This is a genomic window from Bradyrhizobium sp. USDA 4532 (assembly GCF_024171315.1).
Taxonomy (GTDB): Bacteria; Pseudomonadota; Alphaproteobacteria; order Rhizobiales; family Xanthobacteraceae; genus Bradyrhizobium; species Bradyrhizobium australafricanum.
Genome location: NZ_JALJZN010000001.1, coordinates 714,756 through 739,804 on the forward strand (window position 1 = coordinate 714,756; position 25,049 = coordinate 739,804).

Sequence of the window (25,049 nt, forward strand, 5' to 3'; positions counted from 1 at the left end):
TCACACCCGTTATTTTCCGAAACGCCGGATCGCGCGAATCTTCGGATGCTGGGCAGGCTTTTTCATTAAGGAAATTTTTCAAGGCCCAGAGGGTCCGCCCTGATTATCGACACCGGCGGTTCGCCGTGAGCATGGGAATAGGACGGCCCCGGCAACGCGAGATGCCGGGGCATTTTCCCTTGGTGCCGGGAATTCAGATCGAGGTGATCTTCTGCGCCGGCGCAGCGCGCTCGACGAAGCCCTTGGCGAGGGCGTGATAGACGCCTTCCTTGCAGATCAGGCGTGAGCTCGCGTGCGCAATCAGGGCCGCGGCCATCAAGGGCACGACCATCGCGTGATTGTCGGTCATCTCGGTGACGATCACGAAGGCGGTGATCGGCGCCTGCACCACGCCGGCGAAATAGGAGACCATGCCGAGCAGCATGATGGCCGGCAGCGGCGCGCCGTGAAACAGCGGCGCGATGTTGGAGCCGAGCCCGGCACCGACCGCGAGCGAGGGCGCGAAGATGCCGCCCGGCATGCCGCTGATCGAGGCGAACGTGGTCGCGAGGAATTTCCAGACGCTGAAGCTCGCCGGCAATTGTGCTCCGGCTTCGAGCGCGGATTTGACCTGCTGATATCCCGTGCCATAGATCGCGCCGTCGGACGCAATCCCGCAAATCGCAGCCGCTAATCCGCAGATTGCGGCAAAACCGACTGGATAACGCTTGATCGCGCTTCCGACCGGATTGGCAAACCCGCGTGCCATTGTGATCAGGATGCGACTGAACAGGCCGCCCGCAAGACCTCCGGCAACGCCGCAGAGCGGGACCGCGAGCCAGTCGGTGCCGTTGCGCAGGGCCGTCGCGCTGGTGCCGAAATACGTATAGTTGCCCATCAGTGCGAGCGAGGTCAGGCCGGCAGCGATCACCGCGCCGATGATCAGGCTGCTGGTTCTCGTCTCGAAGGCACGGCTCATTTCCTCGATGCCGAACACGATCCCGGCCAGCGGGGTGTTGAAAGCGGCCGCGACACCAGCGGCCGCGCCGGCAAGGATCAGGCCGGGTTGGCGCCGCGGCGAGAAGCGGCCGAGCGCAAACATGATCGAGGCGCCGATCTGCACCGTCGGTCCCTCGCGCCCGACCGACGCGCCACACAACAGGCCGAACAGAGTCAGCAGGATCTTGCCGGCGGCAACGCGCAGCGAAACCAGGCTTTCGCGCGCGGTCTGGTCGGTCAGATGGCGTGCGGCGATCGCCTGCGGGATTCCGCTGCCTTGCGCGTTCTGAAAGAAGCGGTTGGTCAGAAACACCGACAGCGCGAACCCGGCCGGCGTCAGCACCAGCGAGGCATAATGGAAACGGGATACCACCGCGCCGAACGCGATCTGTGCCAGATCGGCGAGCTGTGCCAGCGCGACGGCCGCCGCGCCGACCGCAATGCCGCCCAGCAAGAACAGGGCGCGGCGCTGCCAACGCGCGGAGACCAGTCTGAACAGCCGCCTCTGGCGGTTGGAGGGGAAGGTCATTCTGACGAGTTCTGGCTCATGTCGTGGTCCGATACGCAGCGGATCACGTCATTCCTAGCACGCGTCGGCGGTATGCGAAGCTGAAGAAATCAGCACGGTGTGCCGGCGCAGCCGCCAAACTCCAGGGCCGAAATTCGCGATACCGGCCGGGGCCTCACTCTTCGGCGATCTCCGGGAGGTTCGCGCGTGAGTTTTGGTGTCTGAACGACTCCGCCTTGGCGCGTACTTTCCCGCCGTGACGCATGATTGAGGGACGCGGAAAATCTGGCACAAACTGCACTTTGCGCGGCTTCCGCTGCGGCGTATTTTGATCGCCCCATTGAAGGGCGCATGTCATGTCCGAAGTGATTGTTCGAGCGGGCATCGTCGTATTGGGACTTTGCCCAATCGCAATGGTTGCCGTTGCTCTGTTCATTTGATGGAAGCTCACCTGGCCCGACTGCGCCAACCGGGCCGGTAGACGGCCCCAGCGCCTGCCCTCCCAGGCCCCCATAGGTTGCTGGGGCCACTCAACAAGGAGGCCGCCGGTTGGCGGCCTCGTTCTTTGCCTGGTACCGATTTGGGTGCGTCACCGGGATCATTGCCGCGCGAAGACATGGGCACTGAATCGAAAAGGGCCGTCGCATCGGCGGCCCTTTTCTGCCGGTCATAATAGGTCTGTAAAAACTCAGTCGTGAAAAAATGCTCTGCAAAGAACGGTAACGCCGGCAGGGTTGGTATTACGACCGTCCTATCTGTCCAGAAATCCGGATCAGTACGGTGTTCCTGCGGTGGAACTCTTGGTCTGCGGATGCTTATCCGACGATCATGATGGGGCACCAGAGAGGGTGCCGCACCCATCAGGACATTCGCCTTGGGGAATCAGGACATCCCATGTCGCCGCGCTTCGCCAAGCATCATGTTGAGCATCGAGATGTGCTCGGCCGTGAGCTGCCGCTGCATGAGGCTCACGGCCCATCCTTCCGGGATCGCGTCCAGGCGCGCCGTCCAGGAACCGACGCGGCGGAGCATGATTGTCACACGTTCGGTGCTGTCCCTGCCGGCAGCGTCTGGACGATCAAGGTAAACTCGCGGCCCCAGCTTGTGCCCCTCGCTGGGGCCGTTTCTTTGGGGTGGATGCGCGGCGCATTCAAGCAGCGATGGTCCAGCCGCCTATCTCCGGCGGCGCTGCTTGCTTGGAAACAGCCGGTCGCGGATGTAGCGGGAGGTCGGCGTCAGGCGAAGGCCCCGCGGCTTCTGCCAGGCGGCGCGGTCGATCTCCTTCTTGTCGCCGATCGCCAGTCGGCCCTTGGCGTTCTTGGCGATGAAGATCGCGTCGCTCATCCTGCGGCCGGAACGCTTGTTCCTGGCCGTCACTTCCTTCCACAGGCTCAGCCTGCCGAGCTTGAGCTTCGGCAGCTCCTCCTTGATCTCGCGCTTGAGGCAATCCTTCCCGGTTTCTCGCGCGCGCCTGCGCCCGCCGGGAAACATCCACAGCCCGTCAGATCGGCGTCTAACCAGAAGAACCTTGCCGCGCTTCGCGGCTACCAGCTTGGAGGACTTGGGCATTGGAGTACTTGGGCATTTGCTGCGCAATGATCGAAATAGAATCGACCCATTTTAACTTGTCTATTTGTGTAGACAAGTTCGATGCCGCATTGTTCCACAGTCGTATGTCGGCCGTTTGTCTTTGACGGCTGCGATCCTCGCCGCGCGCGGTCGGCCGCGGCTTCTTGATCTCGCTTGATGTCCGGTACCTCACGTTGAATTCGTGAAAGCTGTTACGGTCGGTGACTGCAACTCACCCGGTTGCGTCGTGATAACGATACCCATGACGGACGGCTTTCGCTGCTTGACTCAATGTTCTTGTTTTGTTCTAATTGCCCTCCACCGGGAATTGGAGGACGCCATGGACAACCGCATCAGCGAAATTCGCAGGCAGATCAGGGCGCTGCGCGTCAGCATGCTCGAGGCCGAAGCCATCATGCGCCAGCAGATCAACCGCGATGAGGACTGCGCCTTCGTCGCCGGGGATCTCCTGAAGATGCGGCTGGTCATGAGCCGCCTGGTCGAGGAGCGGGAGGTCCTGGGCGACCGCGATCCGATCATCGTGCATGCGAGCGTTGCACCGCGCCGTCGCGCCGCGACGTCAGCCTTCATTCGCCCGGCGAAGCGAGAGCTGGCCGCCGGCGAAGCGCGTGCATGACCGAGTGCTCGGGACGCGGCGGCTGCGCGCCGAGCTGCAAGACGTGATGTGCCGGAGGAAAAGATGAGAGAGCCGCTTCGGTATTTCCACGACAGCGATGACCACGCGCCCTGGATCAAGGCGCTGGCCGAGGTCCGGCACATGGCGACGCGGGAAGGCTGGTGCTTTCACCACGTGCAGGCGATCATCGTGGCGATCGACCAGTATGCGGAGGCCGCGCTCGGCAATCGCGAGTTCTTCCTCAACCGGCCGCAGACCGTCGGTCCAGTGAGAAGAGGCGACGTGCCTTAACATGCTGACCGGCAGGCACGCGTGTTCGACGTCGCGGCAGCTCGACGCTCTGTCCGCGGCGGCGAAAAGCCTCGCTCAGGAAGTGCCGACTATTTCGCGTAGCCTTGACTGCTGCAGTACCACCAGGATTCGGCGGGCGATGCGCCATGCTCGATCACGTATTTCCGGCAGGCTTCGGAGCTGACCGCATACCGCTTCCCGCACGGTACTGCAGAGATGCCGAAATTGCTGGTCGAGCATGTGGATGCGGCGTGGCCCGTCGACATCGACAGGACGCCGATAAAGGGCAGGACCGCTAGAAGTGACAGGGTCTTCATCATAGCCATCGCCTCCCAAGTTGGAGGACAGCGGGGCCGCCGTGCCCGCCGAGAACCTACTACATCGCACGCCGTTCACCACCGGATTTCGCGGGTCTCACGCGCGATCCGCATCGTCACGCATGCCGTGTTCGTCGTTACGCCCGGCGCGTGACGCCTTCCGGGCGCAGGGGCCAAATGTCCCGGCCTGCCTGAGGCGGGCGGGATGGCCAATCCGCTGCCGGCGACATATCGTGACGGTCCGAGGCCGAATCTGAGGCGGATCGTTCATCGCCGGGTCATGTCCATCCGGCCATCGTCAGCGCCGCGCCCGCGAGGGCGGCGGCATATTTGCGGAGGAGTTTCGGATGATCAGGGGCTGGCAGGTTGCGGCGTCGGCGCTCGCCATCGTCGTGATGGTTGCAACGCTGGGGGCTGAAGCGAACGCGGCGCAGTGCGGCAACGGGCCCGGCGGGTTCGAAGCCTGGAAGCAGCAGTTCTCGGGCGAGGCGAGCGCCAAAGGGATCGGCGCCACCGCGATCGCCGCGCTGATGCAGACCCATTACGCCAGTGCGACGATTGCCGCGGATCGCGGCCAGCGCAGCTTCGGCCTGTCGCTCGAGCAGTTCATGGCCAAGCGGGGATCTGCGACCATCGTGGCGCGCGGCCGATCGCTGAAGCAGTCGCAAGCCGCGCTGTTCGCCTCGATCCAGCAGCGCTATGGCGTGCCGCCGGGACCGTTGATCGCGATCTGGGGCATGGAGAGCGGCTTTGGCAGCCAGCGCGGCAACCAGAACATGCTGTCCTCGATCGCAACGCTTGCCTATGACTGCCGCCGTCCGGAGTTCTTCACCGACCAGCTCTATGCGGCGCTGAAGCTCGTCGACCGCGGCACGTTGTCCGGAAGCACGCGCGGCTCGATGCATGGCGAGATCGGCCAGACCCAGTTCATGCCGAAGAACGTCCTCGCCTACGGCACCGGCAATCTCGACGTCGCGGCCAACGCGCTGAGCTCGACGGCGAACTTCCTGCGCGCCCATGGCTGGCGCGCCGGCGCCGGCTATCAGCCCGGGGAACCCAACTTCGCCGCGATCGAGGCGTGGAACGCGGCAGGCGTCTACCAGAAGGCGATCGCCATCATGGGACGGCAGATCGACGGCCAATGAGCGCAGGCGCGAGTTCCTTCATCGCCTGTTAACGCAACGATGCCCAGATCGTGCGCTGTGAAACGGGAGCAGATGGAGACCGGCTCCATGCTCAAGAACGGCACCTACGCGGCGTGGTTTCGAACGTCGCTTGCGGACGGCACCGGCATCGTGCACGTCGCCGATGGCAGGCTGTGGGGCAGCGACGCGGTCATGCTCTACAGCGGCACCTATGAGGTCGACGGCGAGTGCTTCTCCGCCGTGCTCACCACGCAGCGGCACTCGAGAGACGGCACGACCGTGTTCGGCACCGACGACCTCGTGGTGCGGCTCGAGGGCATCTGGACCGGCGCGATCGCGACCTGCACGGGCAGGGCGGATGCCGTGCCCGATCTCGCCTTCGAGGTGACGCTGATTCCCCGAGCCAGGAGGTGGCACCCGAGCCGCCGCCGGACCTGCCGCTGCCGAAGTTCGACCCGAGCAAACTCCCGAAGCTGCCGAAGCGCTCCAGCCGCTAAGGCATGATCCGGAAACGTGCGAAGCGGTTTTCCCGCGCGACAAGCAGCCGTTTGCGCGGGGACACGCGCTACGCGTCTCGCGGGCCCGCGGTCTCCGGAAATGGCGCGCCGGGGATGTAGAGCTTCAGCGCGCGGATCTCGTAGACCGCCGACGGGTTGACGCTGCGCAGGTCGCGCGCCGCGGCGATCGCCTCCGCCTCATCGGTGCAATCGATCACGTAGAAGCCGAGCAATTGCTCCTTGGTTTCGGAGAACGGCCCGTCGATCACCATGCCGTGGCCGGGCCCACGCAGCGTGCTGGCATTGCGGGTATCGCCGAGCCGCGCAGCCGGACCGAGCTTGCCCTTCAGCCGTTGATGGACCTCGCGCAGACCCGTCATCACGGCAGCGTCCTCCTCGGCGTTCCACGATTTGACCTCGGCTTCGACGTGATAGGCCAGGATGGCATAAAGCATCTGATGTGCTCCTTATTTCTGATGCGACTGGCCCAAGGACGTCCCGCGGCGATCCGAGCCGACATTTCATCTGTAGCGGATCGGACGGTTTCTGTGTTGCGACAAGGTATCCCGGCGGCCGGCATGGCGGCGGCGAATCGCGCAGGCCAAAACAGCAAAAAGGCGCGGCGGATGAGCTCCGCCGCGCCCCCGATATTGATGTCTCGCTGGTCCAGGGCTGAGAGCGCCCCGATGCCAGGCTGATTGCTCAGGGCCTAGCGGGCGATCCCAGCGAGGTGACAGCGCTTGAGACAAGACACTAGATCACCTCCTTTCTTTGTTGATGGGACTTCCAATATAGGTGCCGAATCCGCCGCTGTTAAGGCCGCCTCCGGCCCGGCCGCGCCGGAAAACCGGCCGGATTGCGGCGAAATGGTTTCGTTTACCGGAGAACAGAACGCACGCCGGGGCAGTTGAGGCCGCCGCCCGGCCGTGTTAGGTGAACCCGAGGTGCGGGTGTAGCTCAATGGTAGAGCAGCAGCCTTCCAAGCTGAATACGAGGGTTCGATTCCCTTCACCCGCTCCAATAATTTGAGGTACTTATCGGAATATTTGATTTCCGTTCCGACAACAGCGCCGAATCCATTCCGACAAACGTTCACTTTCTGGCCGCCTGCTTGCGCCGCTTGATCTGTGCGTGCTTGGCCTCGTCGTCATGATGAAGGTCGTGCGCCATCGCTTTGGTCGATGACCATTGGCCGTTCTTCATCAGTCGCGTTCTTGTGGGGCCGGACGTGCTCGCCTCGGTGGTCCCGCCATGCCGGCCAACCGACGTGAAGGTCAGCTCAGGGCGCAAGCCCGCAGCCGGAAAGATCTTCTTCGAAATGCGCTCCACTTGAGTCGGCATTCGCCCTTGCTGCTCCACGACACCAAGCGAAATCAACTGCCTCGCAAGGCCAATTTCCGCTATCTTGTGCGCTCAACCGGACACGATCCCGGATGGATATGCCCGGCGCGGTGGACCGGGCGAGATCCCGTCCGTGGATTAGGAGGGGTGGGGGGAGCCATGCCGAGCTTCGTTCAGTTCCTGCAGAATTCGGGTGTGTACGCTACGCAAAATTTCATGATCGTTCCTCGGGGAGGCTTCAACCTGGTCTGCCTCCGCGACAGCAAGGACGTTGGCCTGTCGTATGATCGCAATCGACTCCTGGTCGAGGATGTGCGGCTCGATGACGTCGAACGTGTCGCTCAGGAATACATCAAGACCCGCTTCAGGGAGCAAAAAGGCCAGGAGCGCGACGACCAGTTGCTGCGCCTGCGTACAGCGCTGTATGCCACCGCACGGCCGGACGGCCCTGCGCGCGGCCTCAAGGTCTCGCCCAAGGATAAAGGGATTCCCGAGCTTAAAGCCGTACGCGGCAGCACAAGCATCAAATTGGATGTCGCCATTCTGCCGCGCAAGGATTTCACGATCGCGTTCAAATTCCTCAAGTACCTCGATCAATCCGGCAATCTGATCAACGCCACGAAATGGACGCCGGACGACGTGCCCTGGTTCCTCACCAAGCTGAACTGGACGTTCGGGGCTCAGGCAAATATCTTCTTCACCCCGGCAGAGGCGACTTGGATGACGGTCCGGAAAGCCCTGGGGCCAAAAATCTCGCGGGATGTTTTCCGCAAGGAGATCGTCCCGTTCAAGGTGCGCGGCGCCGATCTCACGTGTTTTCTCGTCGGCGACTATGACGCAATGGATAACGAGGCGGCTGGGGAATATCTGCCCGACGAGCAGGTCTTCGTGGTTGTCGATCAGGGCAATCCACCCGTGTTCGACTATGGCGAGGCGTTCATTGGCGTCATGGCGCACGAGGTCGGTCACTTCCTGCACCACAAGCGGAACATTCCCGGCAGTGGGCACCATAATCGAAGCGGCATTTTGCTTTCCAGCGGCATGGAAAGCTTGTCCCTGGACAAGCAACTCGTCACCGACCTCAACGCGTGGTGAGAGCGCTTGTTCTCCACTCACGCTTTGGCAGCAATGTACCCGTAATAATTCATAAGGAAGTCCCCAATCGAGAGAGGCTTCTGAGCGCCACCCTTGCCCGGATGCGGGATCGCGTAATCTCCTTTGCCCCATGTGAAGATCGTTGTCGTCACGTTTCCGTTCGACACTTGTATCCTGTCACGCAAAACGACCCAGTGCCGCGTCAACACCGAGCCTTCATCCGACTGGTCGTCATATTCGATCATGTTGGCGCTTATGAACAGGCATACGCGGTATCCACTGGCGAGCAGGGCGTTGGCTTCGTTGACGCTGTCGATGCCTTTGCTGAATTTCAGATTGGTCTCCTCGCGCACGTCCTGGTATCCGGCCTTGCGGAACCATTGCTCCATTTCGCTCGGCAAGGTGATCCCCGCGACGTCGCTTATTCTGCCGGTGTCGTCAAAATCGAGGAACCAATTTTCGGAGTCGCGAATGGAGGCGCAAGTCAGCCAATCGACGTGGTCCAGCGAGTAGGGCGGCGTGTAGTTTTTCACGTCCTTTCCCGGCTTGATCAGCAGGCGGCCGAGGTTCGCCTGCCCCTTCTGATACAGATCGATGGCGAACCGCGCATATTGCCCCGGCTTGTCGGATGCGTAGCTGAACATCAGCGCGGAGGGGCCGCACATGCTCGCTTGATCCTGATCTATGAGGCTCGGCTTCGCAATTCGCCTGAGAATGCCTATCCCGACGCGGTGCGGGTCGAGCTTCGGAAAGAATGTGGTCCTCGTGTTCTTGAGGAAATCGCAGACCATCTCCGCGGCGAGCTTCTTTTGATCCGAGTTGAGGTCGTACGGTCCAACCCCGAGCCACTTCTTCTTTTCGTCGCCGACGAAGAGCGTGATGAGCTTCTTCGAAGTCGGAGAAAGCGTTCTGGAGGTGTTTGCAATAGTGGTCAGGTCGTCCAGCTCGAATGCGGTGACCATGCCGTCCGTGACGGTCGCCCTGATAATGTCGACGACTTCCCCATAGTCCAGCTTGGAATCGTCGAGCAGACCCTTGCGAAGTGCGGCATCGACGGATGGCGTCGCGATCCCGTCCCATTGACCCTTGGGAGGAGGAGGCTTGGCGGCTGCCTTGGTCGCGAGATCAACGAGCCGAGTGAATGTTGGCCCACCAGGCCGGATATAGCCGTCCGGCGTGCCCGGGAAGTTCTTTTTCTGGAAATACAGGATCGAGTTGTAGAGGCTGTCGCTGGCGTGACCCGTCACGACCATTTGCGGTTTGAGCGTGGTCTCGGCTCCTCCGTCGGAAATGGCGATCTTGTTGAGCAGCGAGATGACCAGTTCCTGGTCCTGCTTCCAGTTCTGGCAGCTGCGACCCGTGGCGGCAAACCGTCCTACTTTGTCTTTCAATTGCGGCATGAGCAATCACCAGCAATATGATCGTTTTCAGTGGCGGATTGCGGGCTCAACTATCGCATTGGTGGTCGGCTGAAGCGTCCACGCTAGCTTGTCGATGAACTCGTACTCAAATAGCGCCTGCGGATCGGTTCCGAAATAATATCCATACTGATGCAGAATCTTGGAGCCCTTGGCGACCATCTCGCGCTTCCATTTCAGGTCCTTGGCAGAGCTGAACTGAAATCCAATCACCACCGCATAGTTTTCGTACGCTTCGGCCACTTGCAGAATGGTCGCGCGCGTCAGGATGCCAGCAGGGTCTTCCAGACCTTGAACTCTGAACGCGGTGATGCGGTTCATCAGATTTGATGCAACCTCCTCCTCGGACCAACCCATGACGCCCGCTGCAACCCCCTTTGCGAAGCCCTCCTTGATGAACTTGACTTGAATGTTCTTGAACGCCTCCCGGGCCGCGACCTTGTCGGCCACCATAAGGACCAGATCAGGGATCATCGCAGCGATATTCTCGGCCTTGAAAGCCTCCTTTAAACCCGCCTTGAAGCCGGCCTTGGCCGCGCTCCAAAATCCCTCGCCAGCGACGGAGCCCGCCGGCGGCGGCGGGACCTCTGGCGGGGTCGGTGTGTTCCGCGGGACCTTCAGTCTTATCTCCGGTGCCCGGAAGTCGAGCGCTTGAACGCCTCTCCTGCGCATAGCAATGAGCGTTCCTCCGCTGTCCCTGGTCAGCAACACCGGATTCTTGATGCCGCGAGCCACTCCGCCTGCCCTGACCTGGGCAACAACATCGGAATCGAACGCGGAAAGCCCGTGATTCAAACCCTCATTGCCCCACTTCCAAACTTGCGCGCGGGGCACCTGGGTCATCATCTTGTCTTCGACGATCCGCAAGTCAGCGAGCAATTTTTCGCCGGACTGAGCACGCGCTCCCTTTAGAAATTCAAACTTGACCCGCGGTGAGATCAGAACCTCGTGACCGTCCTTGGCCAGATTGAGAATTTCATTCTCGAAGCGTCGGCTGAGCGCTTTCTCGGCGGTGCTCGCCGCAGCTCTTTGCCCGTTCTGTATGTCTATAAGAATATTGGTATCGAGCCAGACGGGGGGCTTTAAGGGCGCCATTGCAACAACACCATTGGCATAAACTGTAGGACGCATTTTGCGTCGGCGAGCCTATCCCTCAGTCGCGTCTGCTGAAGCGCCGGTTCAAGCGGCTTTCGCTATCGCCATGCAAGTTCCACCTTGGGTGCTGGCGCGAACCCACGACGATGCATCGACAATGTCGGCGCGCTCTTCGCCACCGTTGCAGGGCTCGCGGTAGGACGACCGGCGGCTTCCGATCGGCCTCACCACGGTGAGCTTCCTTCGCAGGCCAGAAGTCTGCCGCACCCTCGATCGCAGACATGCGATCGTCAGCGCGCGCCTTTCGGCTTGGAGCCAAGCAGATCATGCGTTCCACTGACGCTTAACGTTCCCGAGCACTCGAATCCTCCGAAAATGCCGCAGGAGCCGGTGACGGTGACGCGCAAGTCCTTGCGTTGATACAGGTCGACCGAAACGCCAAATCGCGAAAAATCGTTGGCGCTGTTCGGCAGGATCAGGTCGATGTGATCGATCGCCCAGCGCGGCAGGTGAGGATTGCTCTTCCAGAACAGTTCATTGACGGCGTGGTGGCCGAAATTCGGTCCGACCGTGAGGGCGCCGTCTGCGCCCTCAAACACGAAGCCGGTCTCGTCGATGTGAACATTGACCCGGTCCGGCGCTACCGCGAAATGCAGCGACGTGATGTCCTGCGGCTGCGGGTCCTTGCCGAACTGCGCGCTATAGTCGTCGCTCCATTGCCCTCGGCCGCGCCCGAGCCCGAAGCCGTGCCGGCCCGGAAGGTCTCGCGTCGAGAGCGGCCGGTCGGATAGTTTTGGGCGCCAGATCTCCCGGAATCCCTTGCCGATTGTGGCTGCCATCGACAGATCGAGGGCCCAATGCGACGGCTTCTCCGGGCTTTTGCCTTCGGCGAAGGCGTCGAATCCGTCCGATGTCTTGGCAATGCGCAGCGTCTTGATCAGGTCTTCCCAGTCCTTGGGCAGGAACGTGACGCCGTCGAGCGTGCTCGTCGCGGCCGCGACGCCATACTTCTCCAATTGGCGTCGGATATAGGCCTTCTCGTCATAGAGGCGGACATTGGGATTCGGCCCCGCGAAATATTTCGACAGATCGATCTGCGGCCGGAGCATGGTCAGCCGCGCCGCGATCTTGCGGTAAGTGTCGGTCGTGGTCGGGTCGGTGGTCGTCACGGGGCTGCCCTCCGAGTGAAAGCCAGTCCCCGATTTGTCTGATCCGGCCGGGGCCGGGTTCAACTGAACCTCCTAACCGGAAACGCCGACCACCATTCGTGGAGCAGTGTCAACAGCAAGGACGATCCGATGTCACTTCGGAGCAGGGTGCTAGACGTACTCAATGGCCCGGCGGTCGCACGCATTCGCTTCCGGTTTCCGATCCGTGGCAGCCACGTGACGATTGCACCGCAAACGTTCCATCACGTCGCTCGCGCGATCCGGTTGGGACAGGTCAGCGTCAGAGTTCCGACGGACCTCGCGGCAAATGTTGCGGCACAATATAACGACGTCGCGCGGACCCGGGCGGACGGTACGGTCGTCGCGGCGAATACGCTGGAGGTCGTGTCGGCGACGGGGCGAATGGACGAAGCCTATATCGTCCACGAGGCCTTGCATGCGGCTTACGATCTGCTGCGTACCGGCCTTGACGGCAATGCGGAGGAGGCGTCCGCCTATGTCTGTACCGCGCTCTACTGCCGCATGACGGGCCTGCCGCGACCCCGCTGGGCGAACGGCCCGATCTACGCCAATGCCGCGGAAGTCGCCCGAACGTTGCTGTCGCAATACCAGAAGGGTGATCCCGGCATTCCCTGGGTCGGCGAGCATGAATGGCGGATGCTGCGCGCCGGTGTCGGCCTTAGCGCGGTCTATGCCAGCGGACCCGGCGGCATTCTCACCGGGTGGCTGCTCGGCCAACAATACACCCACGACGGCTGATGGGACGTGGGGCGTCCGCTCCACAAAATGACGGGCCGGCTCCTTGCCGCCCGTCCTCAGGCCACCAGCAAACCCAGTTTGCCGACCGTCGCCAGCGAACGGTCAACGCTTTGTCGGGTTGACAGCAGCAACGGCTCGGCGGGCTGCCCGGCATCATCCAATTGCTTGACCTGGATGGTCGGTCCAAAGGTTTCAGTCATTTCGGCTGTGATTTGCTCGATCGTCCGGGAGCCGTCGAGCAGTTGCAGAAAGTGGCGCGTCCTGTCGTCCTCCAACTGCACGGTTTGGTGAAGCAGATTGGTGACCAGCGGGCCGCTCTGCGCCTGTCTGCGGGCGAGCAGACTCGCCTGCGGACAATCCGTGACTTCTTTCACGAGAAACGGCCGTGATTTCAGAAAGGAGACCTCGCCGCTGCAGGCCAGGATATAGAGCGCTTCCGTCAATATCCGTTGGTCATCGGCTGTTTGCCGGCCGTCCAGCAGCGTCCGGGCGCCATCGAGCAGTTCAGTGAACGAGAGTGCACGCGGCCAGGCCCGGCCGAGACAAAGATGTGCGGCCTTCAGGAGCGGATTGGTCACGGTGATTCGGCTGCCGTCCTGATTTTCAAATTCCATCTCGGAATCGTCGGTCAGGCAGGCGTCGGGGCGACGTGGGCTGGTGGTGCTCAGCAGATAGAAGGCGGTGATGAAGTCGAGATCGACCTTGCGGTCAAGGGAGATGCCTTCGTGGCAGAGCAACGTACGCCGAAACCCGTTGCCGTCGATGAAGTCCTGATACTGATCGCGCGCCATGAACTCGCTTTCGGGAAAGCGCTGCAGCGTGGCGCGGACCTCTTCGGTGTAGCCGGCAAGATAGCGTCGTGAGAAATCGGCGTCGCTCAGATATTGCAGCCCATGTCGGCCGGCGTCTTCGACGACTTCGTGCAGCAGGAACGCCGTCGCGCCAGAATCGAGATCGTCGTGAAAAAGCAACTCGTCCGGAGCCTTGAGCACGCGGTTGCACTGGTCGCGCATGACTGTACCGTGCACCGAGCTGGACTTCGATCCTTCGCTGAGAAATTTCACGATGGCGCGAGCTTGTCCCACTTTCTCCTTCATCCCGGTGATGCGCCGGGTGTGGTAGCGCATCATGTCGCGGACCATGTCGCGAAGATGCGAGAACGGGTGCGCGTTGTAACTGACGTAGCAGAGCCCCTGTGGCGCCAGATTCCGTTTGAAGATGGACATCATCTTCTCGCGCACGATCGGTGGTACCCATGAATACACGCCATGGGCGATGATGTAGTCGAACTGTCCGAAGGCAGCGTCGACATCCATGATGTCGCAATGCAGAAGCCTGATGTTGCCCAAGCCCAACGCGGCGATGTTCCGCTGTCCGCGTTCGATCGTAACGCCGCTCAGGTCGATACCGATGAACTCGCTGTCCGGATATTGAAAAGCCATCGGCAACAGATTGCCGCCAACGCCGCAGCCGAGCTCCAGGACCCGGCAGCGCTCGACCGGAGCCGGCTGCATGCCGTAGACCGTAGCGAGCGTTGCCAGATGGTTCGGGTGCGTGAGCCCGTAGACATGCCCGGGATAATACACCTCATCGTATGGTGTGGTGCCGGTGGTCGGCTGGCGGTGCTCGGTCTGGATGTTCATCGCAGTCAGTTCCACGAATATGCAAACTTGTCGTTCACGATCGAGACGCGCGTCTGCTTGACCTCCTCCTTGGCGAGAGACTTGCTCAGGAATTCGCGCGACAGTTCGGGCAGCAACGTGTTGGTGATGATGTTGTCGATCATCCGCCCGCCGGAGTCCGGATCGTTGCAGCGGGATACGATGTGCTCGACGACTGCATCGTCGTAGCCGAAGACAGCCTTGTGATTATCGCGGAGGCGCTGTCCGATCCGGTCGAGCTGCAATCTGACGATGCCGGCAAGCATCTCGTCCGAAAGCGGAAAGTAGGGGATCGAGACGATGCGCCCAAGCAACGCGGCAGGGAACACCTTCAGCAATTCCGGCCGCAGCAGCCTGGCGAGTTCTTCCGGCTCGTTGCGATACTTCGGATCGCGCGCCAGGCTCATGATGAGATCGGTGCCGACGTTCGTGGTCAGAATGATCAATGTGTTCTTGAAATCGATTCGCCGACCGTTGCCGTCCTCCATGACTCCCTTGTCGAACACCTGGAAGAAGATCTCATGGACGTCGGGATGGGCCTTCTCCACCTCGTCGAGCAGGATAACGCTGTAGGGCTTGCGCCGGACCGCTTCGGTGAGCCGGCCGCCTTCACCATAGCCGACGTAACCCGGAGGTGCGCCCTTCAAGGTCGAGACCGTATGGGCCTCCTGGAACTCCGACATGTTGATCGTGATCATGTTCTGCTCGCCGCCATAAAGGGTTTCGGCAAGCGCGAGGGCGGTTTCTGTCTTGCCCACGCCGGACGGTCCGGCCAGCATGAAAACGCCGATCGGCTTGGACGGGTTGTCCAACTTGGCGCGGCTGGTCTCGATTCGTTTCGCAATCATCGTCAGCCCGTGGGACTGGCCGAGCACGCGGCGATTGAGAATTTCGGGTAGCTTCAGGACGGTTTCGATCTCGTCGCGCATCATTCTGCCGGTCGGGATACCGGTCCAGTCGGACACGACAGAGGCGACCGACTGCTGGTCGACATGGGCATAGATCATCCGCTTTTCCGGATTGATGCCTTCCAGTGTCTCGAACTTGCCGCGCAACTCGACGCGCTTCGTCGCTCGATCTTCGTCGCCGTTCTCGGAGAGGATTTCGCGAATGCTGCGGATGTCCTTGACGAGCTCCTGTTCCTTGGCCCAGTCGGCCTCCAGGCCGGACAGCTTGGCCTTCAGCGTCGCTATGTCGCCGTCGATTGTGGTGATGCGCTCGCTGTTCTCGTCCCCGAGATCGCCGTCGCTGACCAGCGCTGATCGTTCGGCCTCGCGGGCCGCGATCGCGACGCGAGCGTCCTCGATCAGGGCCGGCGTCGCGCTTTGACTGATGGCTACCCGTGCTGAAGCTGTGTCCAGCAGGCTGACCGCCTTGTCCGGCAGCTGTCGGGACGGAATGTAGCGATGCGACAGGTTGACCGCGGTCACGATCGCGGCGTCCGAAATGCGAACGCCGTGGTGCTTCTCCATCGGGCCCAGGAGACCGCGCAGCATGATGCAACAGGTCTCTACATCCGGCTCATCGACCTGGATCGGCTGAAAGCGCCGTGTGAGTGCGGGGTCCTTTTCGATGTACTGGCGATACTCTGCCCAGGTGGTGGCGGCGATGGTCCGCAGCGTGCCGCGGGCGAGGGGAGGCTTGAGGAGATTGGCCGCGTCGCCGGTGCCGGCGGCGCCACCGGCCCCGATCAGCGTGTGCGCTTCGTCGATGAACAGGATAATCGGGGTAGGCGAGTTCTGTACCTCGTCGATCACCGAGCGCAGGCGCTGCTCGAACTCGCCCTTCATCGAGGCACCGGCCTGCATCAGGCCGATATCCAGCGCGCAGAGCCTGACGTTGCGCAGCGGCGGCGGCACCTCGCCGGCGGCAATGCGCTGGGCAAATCCCTCGACCACGGCGGTCTTGCCGACGCCGGCCTCGCCGGTGAGGATCGGATTGTTTTGCCTCCGGCGCATCAGCACGTCGATCAATTGGCGGATTTCGTCGTCTCGACCGAGGATCGGGTCCATCTGGCCCGATCTGGCCTTGGCGGTCAGATCCTGGGAGAACCGGTCGAGCGGCGTCGTCCCCTTGGGATTCGCCCGGTCCGTACCGTCAGTACCGGCACCGGCCAACCCGGAGCCGTCCATCGGACGCATGGTCTCCTCCTCGGAGCCTGCCCAGATGGCGCGGTGCTCCGCAGCCAATGCGTCGACATTTATCTTGGCGAATTCCTGCGAGATGTTGTTGAGCGCACGACGGATCTCGTTCGATTTCAATCCGGCGACCAGGAGATGTCCGGTGCGGATCTGGGTCTCGCCGAAGAACAGCGTGGCGTAGTGCCAGCCACGGTCGAGAATATCGATGACCGAATTGGCGACGCCCGGCATGTCGGTTTCGTTCTTGCGGAAACCGTTGATGACGCCTGCGAGGTCCGACAGCAGCCGCGCGCGGTCGAGCTTGTAGTGATCCACCGACAGGCTGAGGTCGGTCCGCTCCTGTTGCAGGATGTGAAACAGCCAGTGCGCAAGCTCCACGTTACGGTTGCTGACGCTCTTGGCGTGGCGCAGGGCCTGTATGAAGGCATCGTAGCCGGCCCGGTTCAGTTTGCCAGTCACGGCCTCAAGGCTGATATCGGTCACGATGGCGCCTCCTGCTCAATCCCCGGGCGATGCCGGGTCGTCGCGGAAATCGGCTCGAATTCCCATGATGTTAGGACAATCGGAGCGATGCTTAGGTTCAAATCGGCTGCTGATCAGTCGCAGCGTTGCGCCGGGCTCTGAGACGCTCGGCAAGGTGAAAGCGTGCATCGCGCCGATACTCCTCGGTCGAGGCCCAGTTCGGCGAAACCCAGCTGGTCCATCCAAGGCGTCCGCTCTGCCCGAGCTTCATCGCGACAACCGCTCCCGCCGGAATGGCAAGTTCCACCTCCCACTCGAGTTCGTCGCCGATGTAGAAGTAGACGGCGTCAGCCAGGGGCTCGGACAGGTTCGGCGCTTCGGTGGGCAGGAACTGCTCGTATTGAGCAAAATCCTTCACGAACACGCGAACCCTGATCTTGTCTTCGACGCTGAACACACGCGAGCCCAGGAGCGCGTCGTGACCAAGCTTGGCGTGCGTCCCGCCGAGCCGGCTGCAATGGCTTGGGTCGAATGGGAGCCACGTGCCGACGAACTCGTCGATCTCGACCCTGACATCGAACAGCCCTTGCAGCAGCCGCGCCAGTCGTGATGCGGATTTCGCTCTCGGTGAAACCAGCCCGGCGAAGCTCAGCTTCGCCATGTCAGGCACGGTATCCCGATTGGCAAAAATATCGGAGCCGAGGCCGGCGAAGGAGCCGACATAAGCGATGAAGCGGTCGTCGGATGGCCGATCATGCTGGGCGATCGGCCGTGCGTCTGCCCAGGCTCGAAAGAACAATTGCAGAAAGCGTCCGTTCAGCAGGTCGAGAAAACGGGGGAAAGCGTCGTCCCGCATCAACTGCCAGCCGACGCTCTCGTCGGTGGTGGCCAGCGGCAGCGCGCCCTGCGGTCCGAGCAGGCCGAGGAATTTGACCAGAATTTTGAGCCTGCCATCACGATCGTCGACCGAGCTCAGATTGGAGGCGGGAAATTCCAGATAGGGGGTTTGACCGAGGTCGACAAACTCCTCGCGACGCGCTGCACTGTCGCCGATCCGCGGTCGATCCGGATTGCATCGCTCGAGCTGGCGGAGCGTCTGAAAGAAATCGAACCGCCAGGGCTCGGCCTTCATCTGGTCGATCAGCGTCACAGCGGCCTCCGGGTGCCCATGCGGGCCGGCCAACGCATGATCTCGCCGCGCTCCGGGGTCGAGATGACGGTCTGGGTGAAGGTGTTGAAGCCTGAATAGTCGGCGAAGAAGCGTTCCAGCACGGCCCCGAGCAGGAACACGCCGCTGCCCTCGAATGCCTTCTCGTCGAGCGTGACCGTGATCTCCAGGCCGCGCGCTGCGCCACTGCCGGTACGCTCACGCACCCGCCGCACCACGGGCCTGCTCTCGACGCTGCGCACGCCACGAATCTTTCGTTCCGTCGCATCGTCGAACTGGTCGGCGAATAAGGACAGCATCTCGCGCAACGCCCCGGCGTTCTTGCCGCCGCTGCGTTCCACGAGGCCGAGATAGTTCAAACTCAGCATGTTGATGAGGCGCCAGCTGACGACGCCGCTATTGGCGATCTCGCTGCGGCTGCGCAACTGCGCCACCACCGGCTCGCGTGGCCGGGTGGGACCGGCGATGCACATCAGCTCGAGCGAGGTGTCGTCCAGCAGGCGAAAGTCGGCTCCGCCCTGGCCGACCGGCAGATGTTCCGTGAGATGCCGGTTGGAGCACAGAGCACGGACGCTCAGCTCGGCGGCGGATCCGTCGCCGCTCGGGTCGCCGGGCTCGAGCAGCGAGAGGAACATGTCCGTCCCGGTATAGTCCGAGGCCGCGCCATAGGTCTTCTCTTCGACGGTGCGTCGCCGCGGCAGCCGACGAACCGTGTAATAAAGTCCCTCGACCGATCCGGCCGTCCTGTCGACGGCGGCGGAGTACAGCGGACGAACGCGTCGCTTGTCCTTTTCCGCCGGAAAGTGCGCGTAAACCTCCAGCACCTGGTGCGGCTCATATTCGAGATAGCGGCTTCGGTCGGGCACCACGTGGTATTCGTAGGTATTCGACTTGATCGGGATGCGATCGCTGGTCTTTTCGAAAAGGTTGATCGCCGGAGCGGTGTAGAGACTGAACGTGTCCGCCCGGACCGAGGCGGCGAGCCGCGAGTTGTGCTCATTGAACGCGAAGACGATATCGATGGATTTGCTGCGTAACCGCGGCATCACAGCGCGAAGTTGCGTCAGATTGACGCCGAGGAACTTGCGCGGAAACACGAAATATTCCCGCAACAACTCCGACCCGCGAAAGACCCGGTTGTCGTTCGGAAACAGGGATTCGTTCTCGCTGAAGCCGACTTGCTGCACACAGTCGTTCGGAGCCCGGATGACGACCGGATCGCCGAAATCGTCGAGATAGCGAAAATAGAGCCCGACGCAGTTCGAGGTCAGTTGTTCGTAAAGTGCGATGGCGTCCGACTCGGCGCCGGTCAGATAGATGGGCAGTTCGCTGGTGCGGCAACCAGCGAACCAGGTCTCCGGCTTGTTGCGAGTCTCCGCGTCCGCCGGCTCCTCGTCGAGCCGCGCGGCGGTACGGTGTGTCAAGGAGACCCTGAGCCCGGCGATGACCTCTCCGCCGACTGGAATCCCGAGGGCCTGCAACGCGCCCGCGGTCGCAAAATATTCGGCGCCGGTGACGTCAAAGGGCCAAAGCACGATATCGCGGCAAAGCCGGAACCGGCAGGCGAGGCTGCGTTCCCTTTCACGATAGTTCGCGTCGAAATAGGCGCCCCGCGCAATCTTCTTGCCGTCGCGCAACGCCGGATCGGCGTAGGTCGGCTGAATCTTGACCAGCATGGCGGACGGAGTCGGCGCGAGATAATTCGGAACCAACTGCTCAAGCAGGTTCGCGGTGAATTCCGGAAACTCGTGCTTGAGCTTGAGCTGGACACGCGCGGCGAGAAATGCAGCGCCCTCCAGCAGGCCTGAGATCATCGGATCCGAGCGGTCGCGGACCAGACCGCCGAGGCGCTCGGCGATACCAGGATATTCCTCGGCAAAACCCTCCGCGTGCTCGTACAGCAGCGACAGTTCACGATTGTAGAAGTCGAGGAATTCGCGGTTCATGCTATAATCGGTTGATCTGTATATCGCCGCTGTCGAGGTCGACGTCTGCGACGAATTCCACGGGTACGTTGAGCGGTTCGCATTTCAGGTCGGAATGCACGACGAAGCGCAGCTTGAGCTGCTCGGCGCCCACGGAGGTGTCGCGCCGCACCCGGATGGACTTGCGATCGAGTCTCGGCTCGTAGGTCGTGAGCGACATGCGCAGGGCATCGCTGAGCTCCTCGTCGGTAACTTCGTCGATCGAGCGGTTTGCGATATCGGGGAAACCATAGTTCAGGATCGAGGTGCGGACGCAACCGCGACCGGTCAGGTCAAGCGTCGATTCGAGGGCAATGGTATTGAGGAGTGTTTCGACGTCCTGCGAAACCTCGCGCCTTAGCAGCGTCTCCGAGATCGGGAAACGACCAGCGCTGCGCCGTCCCGCTATCACTCGCTCACCGAACTGATCGCGCAGTTCGAGTGGTTTGCGGGCATCGCGCGCGTCATGCGCCGCACGAAAGGCCAGCATCAATGGCGGAGAGAGCCGGTCCTTCCTTGGCGTAACGGTCATTGACGGTCCCCGTACCTCCCGCGCCGGTTGCCGCTATTGGCAACCGGCGCCGGGCAGGAAGCCTGCGATCAGGCCCATTCCTTGTTGGCCGCAACGTCCCATCCGAACACCGGAGACGCGCCGGCGCCGCCTTTTTCGGTCTGGGTCTTGTAGGTCATTTTGACCTTCTGGAAGTTCAGGCTGACGTTTTCGGTGAGGCGATCCTCGCCGTGCGATCCGCCCGTCGAGACGCTGGAAACCAGAACGTGCTTCATCTCGATCTTGAGATATTCGAGCGGGTGTTCACCGGCCTTGCGTACCGTGAGGATGGCGCTGTCGATGTGCTTTCCATTGGCGCAGACCTTGAAAAGCTCGGGTGTCGCCTTGTCCACGAAGTGCGTGAAGTGGAGGTCTTGAACCGCGACCTTGCCGGCGCCGCCGCCCGACCCGCTGTGGAACGTGCCGCTTTGGCTCTCGCCGAACGACCAGCTCAAAATGTCGATTTCGTCCTTGTGTTTGTCGTCGAGCGACTCGCCCTTGATCGGATCGAGTTTCAAAAAGATGTCGACAGCCATAGCATAGCCCTTTCAAAATTCTCTGATGAGTGACGGTTGCAATAGCGCGGCGTCAGGAGCTCGGGCCTGGCAGGCGCGAAACGAGACTGAGACCGACGTCCATCGCTTCCAGTTGAAAGTGTGGACGGAGAAAGAAGCGCGCGTTGTAATATCCCGGGTTCTCCTCGTTTGCTATGACCTCAACCTTCGCAGCGGCCAGCGGCTTGCGCGCTTTCTGAGCTTCTGACGACAAGGCCGGATTGGCATCAACGTATTCGTTGATCCAGGTCTGCAGCCAGACCGTCAGCTCATCCTTTTCCTTCATGGATCCGATCTTGTCGCGAACCATGCACTTCAGATAATGCGCAAAGCGGGATACTGCGAACATGTAGGGCAGGCGTGACGACAGGTTGTCGGACGCGGTTGCATCCACGCCCTTGTCGCCGAAATACTTCTTCGGCTTATAGAGCGACTGGGCGCCGATGAAGGCGGCCTTGTCGGTGTTCTTGCGATGGATCAGCGGGATCAGTCCCGCCTTTGCAAGCTCGTGCTCGCGACGATCGCTGATGGCGATCTCGGTCGGGCATTTCAGGTCGACGCCACCGTCGTCGGTCGGGAACGTATGCGTCGGCAGGTTGATGACCTCGCCGCCGGACTGGACGCCGCGGATGCGCGTGCACCAGCCGAACTCCTTGAAGGCGCGGTTGATGTTGACCGCCATCGCATAGGCGGCGTTGATCCAGCCGTATTTGTCACCGGTGTGCCCGTCCGTCTCCTCTTCGAAGGCGAACTCTTCCACCGGCTCCGATTTGGCGCCGTAGGGGAGGCGGCCCAGTGCGCGCGGCATGCACAGACCGAGATAGCGCGAGTCGTCCTGATCGCGCAGTCCCTTCCATGCGGCGTATTCCGGCGTGTCGAACACCTTGCCGATGTCGCGAGGGTTGGACAGTTCGGTCCACGAGTCCATTCCCATCAGCGTAGGCTCGGCGCCGCTGAAGAAGGGGGCGTGCGCGGCGCCGGCGATCTTGCTGAGATCGCGGAGCAACTGCACGTCGGTGGGGAGGTGGCTGAAATAGTAGTCGCCGATCAGGCAGCCGAACGGCTCGCCGCCCAACTGGCCAAATTCGTACTCGTAGATCTGCTTGAACAGCGGGCTCTGGTCCCAGCGCGCATCGGGATAGAGCCGCAGGTTCCGATACAGCTCGTTCTTGGAGACGTTCATCACCCGGATCTTGAGGTTGGCGTCGGTCTCGGAGTTGAAGACGAGGTAGTGGAGGCCGCGCCAGGCACTTTCGATCGCCTGGAATTCGGGCGCGTGCAGGATCTCGTTCATCTGCGCGGTCAGCTTCTGATCGATCCGCGCGATCATCTCCTCGATGGTGTCGAGCACGTCCGACTTGATGACGCTCGTATCTTTCAGCGCTTCCTGAACGAGCGTGGACACCGCGTTCTCGACTTCGGTCGCCGCACGTTCGGTGCGCGGCTTGAAGCTTTGCTTCAGCAGGGCGGCGAACTCGTCAGCCTCGACGGTCCCGACCTTGGCGGTGGTCTCTTTGTGGATTGCTTCTTTTGCCATGGTCCCCATTCCTTCCCTTAGCTGTTGCTGTCGGATTCGGTGGACTGGCCGGTCGCGCGCTCGCGCAGTGCGGCCATCAATTGAGGATCGGCGAGGAGCTTCTTCAGCTGGTCCTCGGCACCCACCTTGCCATCCATGTAGCGCAGCAGGTTGGCGAGCTGTTCACGCGCTTCGAGCAGCTTGGCCGTCGCCGGCACCTGGCGGGCGACCGCCACCGGCGTGAAGTCGGATATCTTGTTGAAGCGCAGGTTGACGGAGATCTTTTCGTCGGACCCGTCGCTGAGACGGTTGGCGACGCGCGCCGTCACGCCGGGCTGGATCGCCGCCATGCGGTTGTCGAAATTGTCCATGTCGAACTCGAGGAACTTGCGCTCCTCGACCTTCGTCTTCTCGATGCCGGGGTTGTTGCCGGAAAGATCGGACAGGACGCCCATGACGAACGGCAGTTCGATCAGCCGCTCGGCGTCGTAGGGATCTTCGTAAGTGATGTGCACGCGCGGTGCGCGGTTTCGGCGAATGAATTTTTGACCGCTGTCGGTTGCCATTGGGTTGCCCTCTTCACAAAAAAAATATCTGCGGAAGCCGACTTGCGCGACGCAGGCAGGGAAGTGCCTCGGTCTTTCGTCGGCGGAGCTTCCTTCCGTTCAGTTAGTCCCCTCGAACGGAAGGCGGGTTCAATTCGATTTATCGATCGCCTTCAGAGCGCCCTCGGGCAGCACTTCGTTCAGCAGGCTGAGGAAGTCTCGCTGTGCGAGTTCGCGTGCGCGATCGACCAGGAACGGGATCGGGCTGGACGGCTCTGCGGCCCTGAAGAACGACGCGACCTTGCTCAGCAAGTCCAACGCCTGCGCTCTATTTTCGGCCGAAAAAACAGTATCTTGAGCCTCATTTTCGGCCGCGGATGGGAGCGAGGTGGCGAATTCCGCCATGCGCTCGATCGGCAGGTCGAAGACCTTGTCGCGACCGATATTGATGGCGGCGGTTTCCACGTGGGCCGGCATCAGCATTCGCATCACTTCGATAAACGATTTGCCAACCATGTCCTGTGCCTGCCGCACTAGCAACAGCGCCGGGCTCGACGGTTCCTTTCGAGCGAAATAGTCGGCAGCCGCCGCCAGTGCCGCGGATGCCTGTCCGGGTGAGGTCACTGCGCCGGCGATTTCGATCGGAAGCTGCGGGCCGTCTTGAGCAAGCTCGTCCGGGGACGGGGCAATTGCGGCCGGATCGCGTGCGGTGACCAGAGTCGCGAGCCAGCCGGCCATGCCATTCGCGACACCCGCCAGCCGGTCGAGACTGATGGGTTGCCCCGAGTTCAACTTTTCGTGCCAAACCGATTTGATGCCGGCGATCTCGGCAGCGACCGCGGAACAGCGGGCGCTCACCGCCTTGAGGGTGTCGAGATCGGTCTCGCCGACGATGCGCTCGATGGTTCCGAGATCTGGCGTGTCGACATCGGCATCGCCGGCGGGAATTTCGCCCTTGGCAATCTGATAGGCACGGTAGTTGAGGCTGCCGTGCCGTCGATTTTCGATCAGGGGGAGGAATTGGAGCGGGTTGATCACCGTTGGAAACACGTCGATCGCCTCGATGGTGACGGCACGAAAGGCATAGTCGCCGTCCTCGCCCCTCGGGTGAACCGCTTCCCATTGTTCGCGGAGCAGCAGGGTGGTTGCCCGCAGGCAGCCGAGGAAGCCGTCGAGATCGCGGTTCAGGATGGAAAACTTGGCGAGCAGCATGGTCAGGCGCAGATCGCGGGTGCGAGCCAACAGGGGCTGCGCAGCGGCGAACTGGCCGGCAATATCGATGGCCTTCGGGTCGAAGCGTCCGCGCTCTCCATTCGCGTTGACGACCTCGAAATACGACATCGGCAGCAGCGATTCCGCAGCTGCGAAGAAGTTCAGGTACTGGACGTCGCCGGCCGCATCGAGGTCTGGCCCGCAGGGATCGTCCGGGGCGATGGGCTGGGTCAGGGATGCGACGTCGAGCATGCAAAGAGGATCCGTCTGCGAGGCCCTGGCCCCTCGACCAAGTCCATGACATCTGGCGGATCACGCGGGGGATCATGATCCGATTGACTGGTAGGTCAGATCAACGCCGGCCTCGGTTCATTCCCGCGATGGTGGCGGTTTCCCGTGAACCAGCAAGCGCTTGGAACCGACTACATGAGTGCCGCAGTGGCTTCCCCGGGCGGGT

At 61.9% G+C, this 25,049-nt stretch carries 24 protein-coding genes and 1 tRNA gene; 7 read left to right on the forward strand and 18 right to left on the reverse strand.

The annotated features are described in order from the left end of the window. Positions 1-193: 193 nt before the first annotated feature. The 3 genes from J2R76_RS03425 to J2R76_RS03435 form a co-directional block, all read right to left on the reverse strand. Positions 194-1,507 carry a chloride channel protein gene (locus J2R76_RS03425; protein ID WP_076831512.1) on the reverse strand — a complete coding sequence of 438 codons (1,314 nt, stop codon included), beginning with the start codon at positions 1,505-1,507 and terminating at the stop codon, positions 194-196. A gap of 861 nt (positions 1,508-2,368) precedes the next feature. Further along, complete coding sequence (locus tag J2R76_RS03430; RefSeq protein WP_158074226.1) at positions 2,369-2,518, reverse strand: hypothetical protein; 150 nt, start codon at positions 2,516-2,518, stop codon at positions 2,369-2,371. 141 nt (positions 2,519-2,659) lie between these two features. Next, positions 2,660-3,055 (reverse strand): NUDIX hydrolase, encoded by a 396-nt coding sequence (locus J2R76_RS03435; RefSeq protein ID WP_076831509.1) that lies wholly within the window; start codon positions 3,053-3,055, stop codon positions 2,660-2,662. Positions 3,056-3,395: 340 nt separating this feature from the next. On the opposite strand from J2R76_RS03435, the gene J2R76_RS03440 reads away from it, so the two are divergent. Both J2R76_RS03440 and J2R76_RS03445 read left to right on the forward strand, forming a co-directional pair. After that, on the forward strand, positions 3,396-3,692 hold the full coding sequence (locus tag J2R76_RS03440) for a hypothetical protein (RefSeq protein ID WP_076831506.1): 297 nt from the start codon (positions 3,396-3,398) through the stop codon (positions 3,690-3,692). Between the two features lie 63 nt (positions 3,693-3,755). Then, a complete protein-coding gene (locus J2R76_RS03445; protein WP_016843397.1) occupies positions 3,756-3,983 on the forward strand; it encodes a hypothetical protein in 228 nt (75 codons plus the stop codon). 89 nt (positions 3,984-4,072) lie between these two features. On the opposite strand, the gene J2R76_RS03450 is transcribed toward J2R76_RS03445, so the two are convergent. Then, a complete protein-coding gene (locus J2R76_RS03450; RefSeq protein WP_244558922.1) occupies positions 4,073-4,303 on the reverse strand; it encodes a hypothetical protein in 231 nt (76 codons plus the stop codon). A gap of 344 nt (positions 4,304-4,647) precedes the next feature. On the opposite strand from J2R76_RS03450, the gene J2R76_RS03455 reads away from it, so the two are divergent. Beyond that, on the forward strand, positions 4,648-5,445 hold the full coding sequence (locus J2R76_RS03455; RefSeq protein WP_076831503.1) for a lytic transglycosylase domain-containing protein: 798 nt from the start codon (positions 4,648-4,650) through the stop codon (positions 5,443-5,445). 72 nt (positions 5,446-5,517) lie between these two features. Next, positions 5,518-5,949 carry a hypothetical protein gene (locus J2R76_RS03460; protein ID WP_253623750.1) on the forward strand — a complete coding sequence of 144 codons (432 nt, stop codon included), beginning with the start codon at positions 5,518-5,520 and terminating at the stop codon, positions 5,947-5,949. A 61-nt stretch (positions 5,950-6,010) separates the two neighbouring features. Here J2R76_RS03460 and J2R76_RS03465 read toward each other — a convergent pair whose 3' ends face one another. Further along, positions 6,011-6,397: a YciI family protein gene (locus J2R76_RS03465; protein ID WP_076831500.1), complete on the reverse strand. Its 387-nt coding sequence runs from the start codon at positions 6,395-6,397 to the stop codon at positions 6,011-6,013. Between the two features lie 491 nt (positions 6,398-6,888). Between J2R76_RS03465 and J2R76_RS03470 the strand changes: the two genes are divergently transcribed. Then, positions 6,889-6,962, forward strand: a tRNA-Gly gene (locus J2R76_RS03470). Positions 6,963-7,034: 72 nt separating this feature from the next. On the opposite strand, the gene J2R76_RS03475 is transcribed toward J2R76_RS03470, so the two are convergent. Further along, positions 7,035-7,319 carry a hypothetical protein gene (locus J2R76_RS03475; RefSeq protein WP_244558921.1) on the reverse strand — a complete coding sequence of 95 codons (285 nt, stop codon included), beginning with the start codon at positions 7,317-7,319 and terminating at the stop codon, positions 7,035-7,037. A gap of 123 nt (positions 7,320-7,442) precedes the next feature. On the opposite strand from J2R76_RS03475, the gene J2R76_RS03480 reads away from it, so the two are divergent. Further along, positions 7,443-8,378 (forward strand): hypothetical protein, encoded by a 936-nt coding sequence (locus J2R76_RS03480; RefSeq protein WP_076831498.1) that lies wholly within the window; start codon positions 7,443-7,445, stop codon positions 8,376-8,378. Positions 8,379-8,395: 17 nt separating this feature from the next. Here the strand turns inward: J2R76_RS03480 and J2R76_RS03485 are convergent, their stop codons facing one another. The 3 genes from J2R76_RS03485 to J2R76_RS03495 all read right to left on the reverse strand — a co-directional run bounded on the left by J2R76_RS03485 (position 8,396) and on the right by J2R76_RS03495 (position 12,060). Next, a complete protein-coding gene (locus J2R76_RS03485; RefSeq protein WP_057019604.1) occupies positions 8,396-9,778 on the reverse strand; it encodes a hypothetical protein in 1,383 nt (460 codons plus the stop codon). A gap of 27 nt (positions 9,779-9,805) precedes the next feature. Beyond that, positions 9,806-10,927 (reverse strand): hypothetical protein, encoded by a 1,122-nt coding sequence (locus J2R76_RS03490; protein ID WP_244558920.1) that lies wholly within the window; start codon positions 10,925-10,927, stop codon positions 9,806-9,808. 254 nt (positions 10,928-11,181) lie between these two features. After that, the gene (locus J2R76_RS03495) at positions 11,182-12,060 is read right to left on the reverse strand and encodes a hypothetical protein (protein ID WP_057019602.1); all 879 of its coding nucleotides are present in this window, start codon (positions 12,058-12,060) and stop codon (positions 11,182-11,184) included. Positions 12,061-12,189: 129 nt separating this feature from the next. Here J2R76_RS03495 and J2R76_RS03500 point away from each other — a divergent pair, with 129 nt between their 5' ends. Next, the gene (locus J2R76_RS03500) at positions 12,190-12,819 is read left to right on the forward strand and encodes a hypothetical protein (RefSeq protein WP_057019601.1); all 630 of its coding nucleotides are present in this window, start codon (positions 12,190-12,192) and stop codon (positions 12,817-12,819) included. 56 nt (positions 12,820-12,875) lie between these two features. Here J2R76_RS03500 and J2R76_RS03505 read toward each other — a convergent pair whose 3' ends face one another. From J2R76_RS03505 to J2R76_RS03545, 9 genes are all read right to left on the reverse strand, one after another. Next, positions 12,876-14,462: a class I SAM-dependent methyltransferase gene (locus tag J2R76_RS03505; RefSeq protein WP_076831722.1), complete on the reverse strand. Its 1,587-nt coding sequence runs from the start codon at positions 14,460-14,462 to the stop codon at positions 12,876-12,878. Positions 14,463-14,467: 5 nt separating this feature from the next. Then, entirely contained in the window at positions 14,468-17,104 is a 2,637-nt protein-coding gene (gene tssH / locus J2R76_RS03510) for a type VI secretion system ATPase TssH (protein ID WP_253623751.1), read from the reverse strand. A gap of 97 nt (positions 17,105-17,201) precedes the next feature. Beyond that, positions 17,202-18,266 carry a type VI secretion system baseplate subunit TssG gene (tssG, locus tag J2R76_RS03515; protein WP_057019599.1) on the reverse strand — a complete coding sequence of 355 codons (1,065 nt, stop codon included), beginning with the start codon at positions 18,264-18,266 and terminating at the stop codon, positions 17,202-17,204. Next, positions 18,230-20,197: a type VI secretion system baseplate subunit TssF gene (gene tssF, locus J2R76_RS03520; RefSeq protein WP_141339670.1), complete on the reverse strand. Its 1,968-nt coding sequence runs from the start codon at positions 20,195-20,197 to the stop codon at positions 18,230-18,232. Before tssF ends, tssG begins: the two co-directional genes overlap by 37 nt. 1 nt (position 20,198) lies before the next feature. After that, positions 20,199-20,747 (reverse strand): type VI secretion system baseplate subunit TssE, encoded by a 549-nt coding sequence (gene tssE, locus J2R76_RS03525; RefSeq protein WP_028339373.1) that lies wholly within the window; start codon positions 20,745-20,747, stop codon positions 20,199-20,201. Between the two features lie 68 nt (positions 20,748-20,815). Continuing rightward, positions 20,816-21,301 (reverse strand): type VI secretion system tube protein Hcp, encoded by a 486-nt coding sequence (locus J2R76_RS03530; RefSeq protein ID WP_016843423.1) that lies wholly within the window; start codon positions 21,299-21,301, stop codon positions 20,816-20,818. Positions 21,302-21,353: 52 nt separating this feature from the next. After that, positions 21,354-22,856, reverse strand: a complete 1,503-nt coding sequence (gene tssC / locus J2R76_RS03535) for a type VI secretion system contractile sheath large subunit (protein ID WP_057019596.1) — start codon at positions 22,854-22,856, stop codon at positions 21,354-21,356. Between the two features lie 17 nt (positions 22,857-22,873). Continuing rightward, complete coding sequence (gene tssB, locus J2R76_RS03540; RefSeq protein WP_057019595.1) at positions 22,874-23,401, reverse strand: type VI secretion system contractile sheath small subunit; 528 nt, start codon at positions 23,399-23,401, stop codon at positions 22,874-22,876. Between the two features lie 129 nt (positions 23,402-23,530). Continuing rightward, positions 23,531-24,844 (reverse strand): ImpA family type VI secretion system protein, encoded by a 1,314-nt coding sequence (locus tag J2R76_RS03545; protein WP_253623752.1) that lies wholly within the window; start codon positions 24,842-24,844, stop codon positions 23,531-23,533. Positions 24,845-25,049: the final 205 nt, after the last annotated feature.

Bases quoted from the DNA above. Each gene is read 5' to 3' on its own strand.
- J2R76_RS03485 (WP_057019604.1), bottom strand. From the start codon at position 9,778: ATGCCGCAATTGAAAGACAAAGTAGGACGGTTTGCCGCCACGGGTCGC.
- tssE (WP_028339373.1), bottom strand. From the start codon at position 20,747: ATGACCGTTACGCCAAGGAAGGACCGGCTCTCTCCGCCATTGATGCTG.
- J2R76_RS03500 (WP_057019601.1), top strand. From the start codon at position 12,190: ATGTCACTTCGGAGCAGGGTGCTAGACGTACTCAATGGCCCGGCGGTC.
- J2R76_RS03530 (WP_016843423.1), bottom strand. From the start codon at position 21,301: ATGGCTGTCGACATCTTTTTGAAACTCGATCCGATCAAGGGCGAGTCG.
- J2R76_RS03460 (WP_253623750.1), top strand. From the start codon at position 5,518: ATGGAGACCGGCTCCATGCTCAAGAACGGCACCTACGCGGCGTGGTTT.
- J2R76_RS03435 (WP_076831509.1), bottom strand. From the start codon at position 3,055: ATGCCCAAGTCCTCCAAGCTGGTAGCCGCGAAGCGCGGCAAGGTTCTT.
- tssB (WP_057019595.1), bottom strand. From the start codon at position 23,401: ATGGCAACCGACAGCGGTCAAAAATTCATTCGCCGAAACCGCGCACCG.
- tssF (WP_141339670.1), bottom strand. From the start codon at position 20,197: ATGAACCGCGAATTCCTCGACTTCTACAATCGTGAACTGTCGCTGCTG.
- J2R76_RS03445 (WP_016843397.1), top strand. From the start codon at position 3,756: ATGAGAGAGCCGCTTCGGTATTTCCACGACAGCGATGACCACGCGCCC.
- tssC (WP_057019596.1), bottom strand. From the start codon at position 22,856: ATGGCAAAAGAAGCAATCCACAAAGAGACCACCGCCAAGGTCGGGACC.
- J2R76_RS03430 (WP_158074226.1), bottom strand. From the start codon at position 2,518: ATGCTCCGCCGCGTCGGTTCCTGGACGGCGCGCCTGGACGCGATCCCG.
- J2R76_RS03490 (WP_244558920.1), bottom strand. From the start codon at position 10,927: ATGCGTCCTACAGTTTATGCCAATGGTGTTGTTGCAATGGCGCCCTTA.
- J2R76_RS03505 (WP_076831722.1), bottom strand. From the start codon at position 14,462: ATGAACATCCAGACCGAGCACCGCCAGCCGACCACCGGCACCACACCA.
- J2R76_RS03545 (WP_253623752.1), bottom strand. From the start codon at position 24,844: ATGCTCGACGTCGCATCCCTGACCCAGCCCATCGCCCCGGACGATCCC.
- J2R76_RS03465 (WP_076831500.1), bottom strand. From the start codon at position 6,397: ATGCTTTATGCCATCCTGGCCTATCACGTCGAAGCCGAGGTCAAATCG.
- J2R76_RS03450 (WP_244558922.1), bottom strand. From the start codon at position 4,303: ATGATGAAGACCCTGTCACTTCTAGCGGTCCTGCCCTTTATCGGCGTC.
- J2R76_RS03440 (WP_076831506.1), top strand. From the start codon at position 3,396: ATGGACAACCGCATCAGCGAAATTCGCAGGCAGATCAGGGCGCTGCGC.
- J2R76_RS03480 (WP_076831498.1), top strand. From the start codon at position 7,443: ATGCCGAGCTTCGTTCAGTTCCTGCAGAATTCGGGTGTGTACGCTACG.
- J2R76_RS03425 (WP_076831512.1), bottom strand. From the start codon at position 1,507: ATGACCTTCCCCTCCAACCGCCAGAGGCGGCTGTTCAGACTGGTCTCC.
- J2R76_RS03455 (WP_076831503.1), top strand. From the start codon at position 4,648: ATGATCAGGGGCTGGCAGGTTGCGGCGTCGGCGCTCGCCATCGTCGTG.